This window comes from Mesorhizobium sp. M8A.F.Ca.ET.181.01.1.1, assembly GCF_004792025.1.
In the GTDB taxonomy this organism is placed as follows: Bacteria; Pseudomonadota; Alphaproteobacteria; order Rhizobiales; family Rhizobiaceae; genus Mesorhizobium.
Genome location: NZ_SRTV01000249.1, coordinates 1 through 300, shown reverse-complemented (window position 1 = coordinate 300; position 300 = coordinate 1). Strand labels below are relative to the sequence as shown.

Annotated in this window: 1 pseudogene; it reads left to right on the top strand. The window is 59.0% G+C overall.

Annotated features, from left to right (window positions below):
• Window positions 1-36: 36 nt before the first annotated feature.
• Window positions 37-300 (top strand): annotated as a pseudogene (locus tag EN824_RS34475) (transposase); the annotation flags it as partial.

The window sequence follows — 300 nt, the reverse complement described above, 5'->3', positions numbered from 1 at the left end:
GCGAGGCCATGATGATGGCAAGGAGAGAATCATCACATGGCTATCGAGAAGGAAATTCTGAAGCAACTGCGTGCCGGCCGCGATCCGAATGAGGTGTTTGCCAAGGACGGATTGCTCGACGACCTGAAGAAGGCGCTTTCAGAGCGGATTCTGAACGCTGAACTCGACGAGCATCTCGAGGGCGAGCCACTGACGGCAGCGCCAATCGCCGCAACGGCCATTCGAGGAAGTCGGTTCTAACGGGCACGTCGAAGATGACGCTGTCGATCCCGCGCGACCGGGCCGGGATCTTCGATCCGA